We start from the raw sequence: 6,813 nt of genomic DNA, 5'->3' as shown, positions 1-6,813 counted from the left end.
GCCCCGCCCCGACCCACGTGGTCGACCCCGACGCCATCCTGGCCCGGGCACGCGTCACATTCGACATCGAAGCCGAAGCCGTCCTCGGCCTGAAGGCCCGCGTCGGCCCGAGTTTCGTCGAGGCCGTGCGCAAGATCCTCGAAGTGCGCGGCCGCGTGGTCGTGATGGGCATGGGCAAGAGTGGCCATGTCGGCCGCAAGATCGCCGCCACCCTCGCCTCCACCGGCACGCCCGCGATGTTCGTGCACCCGGCCGAGGCCAGCCACGGCGACCTCGGCATGATCAAGGCGGTCGACCTCGTGCTCGCCATCTCCAACAGCGGCGAGGTCGACGAACTCACCGTGCTGCTGCCGGTGGTCAAGCGCCAGGGCGTGCCCCTGATCGCCATGACCGGCCGCCCCGACTCCACGCTGGCGCGCCATGCCGACATCGTGATCGACGCCGGCGTCGCCAAGGAAGCCTGCCCGCTGAACCTCGCGCCCACCGCGAGCACCACCGCGCAGATCGCCATGGGCGACGCGCTGGCCGTGGCCCTGCTCGATGCGCGCGGCTTCGGCTCCGAAGATTTCGCCCGCTCGCACCCCGGTGGCGCGCTGGGCCGCAAGCTGCTCACCCACGTGAGCGACGTCATGCGCTCGGACGACGAGGTGCCGTGCGTGCCGCCGACGGCCACCGTCAGCGAGCTGATGCGCGCGATGAGCATCAAGGGCTTCGGCGCCGCCGCGGTGGTCGAGCCCGACGGCCGGGCGCTGGGCATCTTCACCGACGGCGACCTGCGCCGCCTGATCGAGGCCGGCGCCGACCTGCGCACGCCCAAGGCGGCCGACATCATGCACCGCGACCCGCGCACCATCCGCGTGGACGCGCTGGCGGTGGAGGCGGCCGAACTCATGGAGCAATGCGGCATCACCCGCCTGTTCGTGATCGACGGCGCGGGGGTGATCGTCGGCGCGGTGAACACCAACGACCTGATGCGCGCGAAGGTCATCTGATGCCGCTTGATTTCCAGGCCGAGACCCTGCTGGCCGCGCAAGACGTGCGCATCGTCTTCTTCGACATCGACGGCGTGCTGACCGACGGCGGCGTGTACTTCACCGAGCACGGCGAGACGCTCAAGCGCTTCAGCATCCTCGACGGCTACGGCCTCAAGCTGCTGCGCAAGGCCGGCATCACGCCGGCCGTGATCACCGGGCGCGACTCCAAGCCGCTGCGCGTGCGGCTCGAGGCGCTGGGCATCGAGCACGTGCGCTACGGCACCGAAGACAAGCTGCCCGCCGCCGAGGCCATGCTGAAGCAGCTGGGCTTCACCTGGGCGCAGGCTGCCGCCATCGGCGACGACTGGCCCGACCTGCCGGTGCTGACCCGCGTCGGCTTCGCGGCGGCGCCGGCCAATGCGCACGCGGAGGTGCGCGCGGTGGCGCGTTACGTCACCACCGCACGCGGCGGCGAAGGCGCGGCGCGCGAATTCTGCGACCTGCTGTTGACGGCCTGCGGCCAGTACCGCCCGCTGCTCGACGCTGCCCTGGGCCCCCGACCATGAGCCCGCAGCTGCGACGCGCCTGGCACCTCACGCGCGATGTGCTCGACCGCACCACCATCTACCTGCCGATCATCCTGATGGCGGGCGTGGCGCTGGGCACCTACTGGCTGGTGCGCAATGCGCCCAAGCTGCTGGAGCCCACCGTCAAGGCGGCGCCCACACACGAGCCCGACTACTTCATGCGGGACTTCGTCATCAAGAACTTCCTGCCCAACGGCGACCTGCGCAGCGAGCTGCACGGCACCGAGGGGCGGCACTACCCGGACACCGACACCATCGAGGTCGACCAGGTGCGCATGCGCTCGGTGTCGCCCGAGGGGCTGGTCACGCGCTCGTCGGCGAACCGGGGGCTGTCGAATTCCGACGGCAGCGAGATCCAGCTGTTCGGCAACGCGATCGTGATCCGCGAACCCGCGGTGAGCGCGAGCGGCAAGGCCACGCCGCGGCTGGAGTTTCGCGGCGAGTTCCTGCATGCGTTCCTCGACACCGAGAAGGTGCAGTCGAACAAGCCGGTCACGCTCATCCGCGGCAGCGACCAGTTCACGGGCGATACGCTCGACTACGACAACCTGAGCGGCGTGGCCAACCTCACGGGCCGCGTGCGCGGCGTGCTGGTGCCGTCGGCCGCCGCAGGCAAGCCGCGCTGAGCGGCTGCCACACAAGAACAAGTTCCCGGGAGACGATCCACGCATGACCACCGCCGCACCGCTCGTCTTCATCACCGGCGCCTCCAGCGGCATCGGCCAGGCCCTGGCCGCGTGCTTCTACGACGCGGGCTACCGGTTGGCGCTGGTCGCGCGGCGCACGGGCGAGATCGAAACCTGGGCGACGGGCCGCCAGCTGGACGCGGGCCGCTACCAGGTCTACGGCGCCGACGTGGCGGACACCGACAGCATCGTGGCCGCCGGCACCGACTGCATCGCGCGCCAGGGCGTGCCCGACGTGGTGATCGCCAACGCAGGCATCAGCATCGGCATCGACACGGCCGAGCGTTCGGACCTCGACGTGCTGGCGCGCACCTTCGCCGTCAACAACGTGGGGCTGGCCGCCACCTTCCATCCCTTCGTGCAGGCCATGGTGCAGCGCGGCAGCGGGCGGCTCGTGGGCATCGGCAGCGTCGCCGCCATCCGCGGGCTGCCGGGGCACGGCGCCTACTGCGCGAGCAAGGCCGGCGTGGTCGCGTACTGTGAGAGCCTGCGCGGGGAACTGCACAACAGCGGGGTGAAGGTCGTCACGCTCTGCCCGGGCTACATCGACACGCCGCTGACGCAGGGCAATCGCTACGGCATGCCCTTTCTCATGCAGCCCGAGGATTTCGCAGCCCAGGCGCTGCGCGCCATCGAGGCTGGCACGAGCTACCGCGTGATTCCGTGGCAGATGGGCGTGGTCGCCAAGGTCATGCGCCTGCTGCCCAATGCCGTGCTCGACCGCGCGGTGCAGGGCCGGGAGCGCAAGAAGCGCAGCGGCGAAGCCTGAGCTTCATTGCCGATTGCACAGCGGGCACAGCACGCAGGCAAAGAAAAAGGCTCCCGAGGGAGCCTTTTGTGTTTGTGTGCCGTGAGGCATGCGAAGGAGTGAACGGGGTTCAGTACCCACCGTTGCCGCCGCCGCCGTAGCCGCCACCGCCGCCCGGACGGCCGCCGCGACCGCGACCACCCATGTGGTCGACGCTCGTGCGCAGCGGGTCCGGCTGGCCGGCGCCGCCGCCTGCAACGGCTTCGGCGCGCAGGTGTGCGACCTGGTTGGCCTGCGTCGGGCTGTGGCTGTTGCCGTGATGGCGCGGTTGGCGCTCTTCGTGCGGGGCGTGGTGATGGGGCTGCTGCGGTGCGCGCGGCTGGCCTTGCTGCGGGCCGCGGCCCTGTGCGGGACGGGCTGCGCCCTGGCCACGCGGGCCCTGGCCCTGGCCTTGGCCGCCACCGTTGGCATTGCGGGCTTGACCGCCGCCCTGGCCGCCACCGCGGCGTTGACCGCCGCCATTGCCGCCGCCACCACCGCCGTTGCCGCCACCCTGGCCGGCCTTGTTCTCGCGGATGCGCGACATCATTTCGGTGCGTGCGGCCTTGGCGGCTGCCTGCATGACTTCGCGGCTCGGCGGACGGCCGGCGCCGCCCCAGATCGTCTGGCGACCCATGGCGATCGGCTCGGCGCGTTCGCCTTCTTCAGGACCGAAGCCCTCGACCTTCTGCACCGGGATCGTCTGCTTGGTGAAGCGTTCGATTTCCTGCATGAAGCCTTCTTCGTCCAGGCACACGAAGCTCACGGCCTCGCCGCTCGAACCGGCGCGGCCGGTGCGGCCGATGCGGTGCACGTAGTCTTCGCTGACGTTCGGGATTTCGTAGTTCACGACGTGCGGCAGCTCGTCGATGTCGATGCCGCGCGCGGCGATGTCGGTGGCCACCAGGGCGCGGATGTCGCCGCTCTTGAAGCCGGCCAGCGCCTGCGTGCGGGCGCTCTGGCTCTTGTTGCCGTGCAGCGCCATCGCCTCGATGCCGTTCTTGGTGAGGAATTCGGCCACGCTGTTGGCGCCGAACTTGGTGCGCGTGAACACGAGCACCTGGCTCCACTTGTTCTCGTTGATGATGTGCGCGAGCAGCGCCTTCTTCTTGCCGCGGCCCACGGGGTGGATCACCTGCGTGATGCGCTGCACCGTGGTGTTGCGCGGCGTGACCTGGATGCTCTGCGGGTTCTTGAGCAGCGAGCCGGCGAGGTCGCGGATCTCGTCGCTGAAGGTGGCCGAGAACAGCAGGCTCTGCTTTTCCTTGGGCACCAGGGCCAGGATCTTCTTCACGTCGTGGATGAAGCCCATGTCCAGCATGCGGTCGGCTTCGTCCAGGATCAGCATCTGGACCTGGCTCAGGTCGAGCATGCCCTGCTGCTGCAGGTCGAGCAGGCGGCCGGGGGTGGCCACGAGGATGTCGACGCCCTTCTTGAGCTTGCTGATCTGCGGGTTCATGCCCACGCCGCCGAAGATCACGGTGGAGTCGAGCTGCAGGTACTTGCCGTAGGTGCGCACCGACTCTTCGACCTGGGCCGCGAGTTCACGCGTGGGGGTCAGCACGAGGGCACGGATGCCGATGCCGCCGAACTTGTTGGTGGCGCTGCGGCTCATGGTGAGCTTGTGCAGCATCGGCAGGGTGAAGGCCGCGGTCTTGCCGGTGCCGGTCTGGGCGCCGCCCAGCAGGTCGTGGCCGTCGAGGACCACGGGAATGGCTTGCGCCTGGATGGGGGTGGGGGTGTCGTAGCCATGCTCGTGCACAGCCTTCAAGATGGCGGGAGCCAGCTTCAGTTCGTCAAAATTCATTGTGGAAACAACAAGCGCCATACACGGCGCAGTGGCATCGGCCCGCCAGGCGTCGTTTTGGGGTGACGCCGAGCCAGTCAAGGCAGATGAAGGTCAGAGGTGGGAGCCGGAAGACCCGCGGTGATTTGGGGTTTTCTTCGTCCCCGGCAGAGAGCCGGTTTGCGGGCAACTGGACCCGGCAACGAGGACTATTGTCGCATGAGTCGATAATCATGGGTTCGCCGCGCCCGGATCACTGTCCGGACGACCGTGCTTTTACGCAAATCCCAAGCTACCCAAGGTAATCATTCACAGATGGCTCAATACGTCTATTCGATGAACCGCGTCAGCAAGACCGTGCCGCCCAAGCGGCAGCTCTTGAAGGACATTTCGCTCTCTTTCTTCCCCGGCGCCAAGATCGGCGTGCTCGGCCTGAACGGCTCGGGCAAGTCCACGCTGCTCAAGATCATGGCGGGTGTGGACAAGGAATTCGAGGGCGAGGCCCTGCCCATGCCGGGGATGACGATCGGCTACCTGGAGCAGGAACCCAAGCTCAACGCCGAGCACACGGTGCGCGAATCGGTCGAAGAGTCCATGGGCGCGGTGTTCGCGGCCAAGGCGCGCCTCGAAGAGGTGTACATCGCCTACGGTGCCGAAGATGCCGACTTCGACGCGCTGGCCGCCGAGCAGGCCCAGCTCGAAGCCATCATCGCCACCGCCGGCACCGATTCCGAGCACCAGCTCGAGATCGCCGCCGACGCACTGCGCCTGCCGCCGTGGGACGCCAAGATCGGCCTGCTGTCGGGCGGTGAAAAGCGCCGCGTGGCGCTGTGCCGTCTGCTGCTGTCCAAGCCCGACATGCTGCTGCTCGACGAGCCGACCAACCACCTGGACGCCGAATCGGTGGAGTGGCTCGAAGTGTTCCTGCAGCGCTTCACGGGCACCGTGGTGGCCATCACCCACGATCGCTACTTCCTGGACAACGCCGCCGAGTGGATCCTGGAAATGGACCGCGGTCGCGGCATTCCCTGGAAGGGCAACTACAGCACCTGGCTCGAGCAGAAGGGCGAACGCCTGGCGCAGGAGCAAAAGAGCGAAGAAGCCCACGCCAAGGCCCTGAAGAAGGAACTCGAGTGGTCGCGCCAGAACCCGAAGGCACGCCAGGCCAAGAGCAAATCGCGCCTGGCCCGCTTCGAAGAGCTGAGCGACATGGAATACCAGAAGCGCAACGAAACGCAGGAAATCTTCATTCCTGTGGCGGAGCGACTGGGCCAGCAGGTGTTCGAGTTCCACGGCGTCAGCAAGTCCTTCGGCGACCGCATGCTGATCGACAACCTGAGCTTCACCGTACCGCCGGGCGCGATCGTCGGCATCATCGGCCCGAACGGCGCGGGCAAGTCGACGCTGTTCAAGCTGCTCGCGGGCAAGGAAAAGCCGGACACGGGCGAGGTCGTCATCGGCCAGACCGTGAAGATGGCCTTCGTCGACCAGCACCGCGACGAGCTGGCGTCCGACAAGACCGTGTGGGAAGACATCTCCAACGGCCTGGACATCATCAACGTCGGCAAGTTCCAGATGGCCAGCCGCGCGTACGCGGGCCGCTTCAACTTCAATGGTGCCGACCAGCAGAAGAAGGTCGGCACGCTGTCGGGCGGTGAACGCGGCCGTCTGCACCTGGCCAAGACGCTGATCGCGGGCGGCAACGTGCTGCTGCTGGACGAACCGTCGAACGACCTGGACGTGGAAACCCTGCGCGCCCTGGAAGACGCGCTGCTCGAGTTCGCCGGCACCGTGATGGTCATCAGCCACGACCGCTGGTTCCTCGACCGCATCGCCACGCACATCCTCGCGGCCGAAGGCGACAGCCAGTGGACCTTCTTCGACGGCAACTACCAGGAGTACGAAGCCGACAAGAAGAAGCGCCTGGGCGAAGAAGGCGCAAAACCCAAGCGCATGCGCTACAAGGCCCTCAAGTAAGACAGGACGCAGGCGG

Annotated in this window: 6 protein-coding genes; 5 read left to right on the top strand and 1 reads right to left on the bottom strand. The window is 68.0% G+C overall.

What is annotated here, in order from left to right; genetic code table 11:
• From AC07XP_RS14830 to AC07XP_RS14815, 4 genes are all read left to right on the top strand, one after another.
• A partial coding sequence (locus AC07XP_RS14830; protein ID WP_495265108.1) for a KpsF/GutQ family sugar-phosphate isomerase occupies window positions 1-992 on the top strand: 992 nt, incomplete at its 5' end.
• Window positions 992-1,540 (top strand): KdsC family phosphatase, encoded by a 549-nt coding sequence (locus tag AC07XP_RS14825; RefSeq protein ID WP_062473615.1) that lies wholly within the window; start codon window positions 992-994, stop codon window positions 1,538-1,540. The genes AC07XP_RS14830 and AC07XP_RS14825, both read left to right, overlap by 1 nt.
• Window positions 1,537-2,187, top strand: a complete 651-nt coding sequence (gene lptC / locus AC07XP_RS14820) for an LPS export ABC transporter periplasmic protein LptC (protein WP_062473614.1) — start codon at window positions 1,537-1,539, stop codon at window positions 2,185-2,187. Before AC07XP_RS14825 ends, lptC begins: the two co-directional genes overlap by 4 nt.
• A gap of 43 nt (window positions 2,188-2,230) precedes the next feature.
• Window positions 2,231-3,016, top strand: coding sequence for an SDR family oxidoreductase (locus AC07XP_RS14815; protein WP_495265107.1), 786 nt, complete (start codon window positions 2,231-2,233; stop codon window positions 3,014-3,016).
• A 109-nt stretch (window positions 3,017-3,125) separates the two neighbouring features.
• On the opposite strand, the gene AC07XP_RS14810 is transcribed toward AC07XP_RS14815, so the two are convergent.
• The gene (locus tag AC07XP_RS14810; RefSeq protein WP_495265106.1) at window positions 3,126-4,841 is read right to left on the bottom strand and encodes a DEAD/DEAH box helicase; all 1,716 of its coding nucleotides are present in this window, start codon (window positions 4,839-4,841) and stop codon (window positions 3,126-3,128) included.
• Between the two features lie 294 nt (window positions 4,842-5,135).
• On the opposite strand from AC07XP_RS14810, the gene ettA reads away from it, so the two are divergent.
• Window positions 5,136-6,797 (top strand): energy-dependent translational throttle protein EttA, encoded by a 1,662-nt coding sequence (gene ettA, locus AC07XP_RS14805; protein WP_062475998.1) that lies wholly within the window; start codon window positions 5,136-5,138, stop codon window positions 6,795-6,797.
• Window positions 6,798-6,813 lie beyond the last annotated feature (16 nt).

It is taken from the genome of Variovorax sp. GW531-E2, from assembly GCF_059423125.1.
This window is presented reverse-complemented; position numbering and strand designations above follow the sequence as displayed.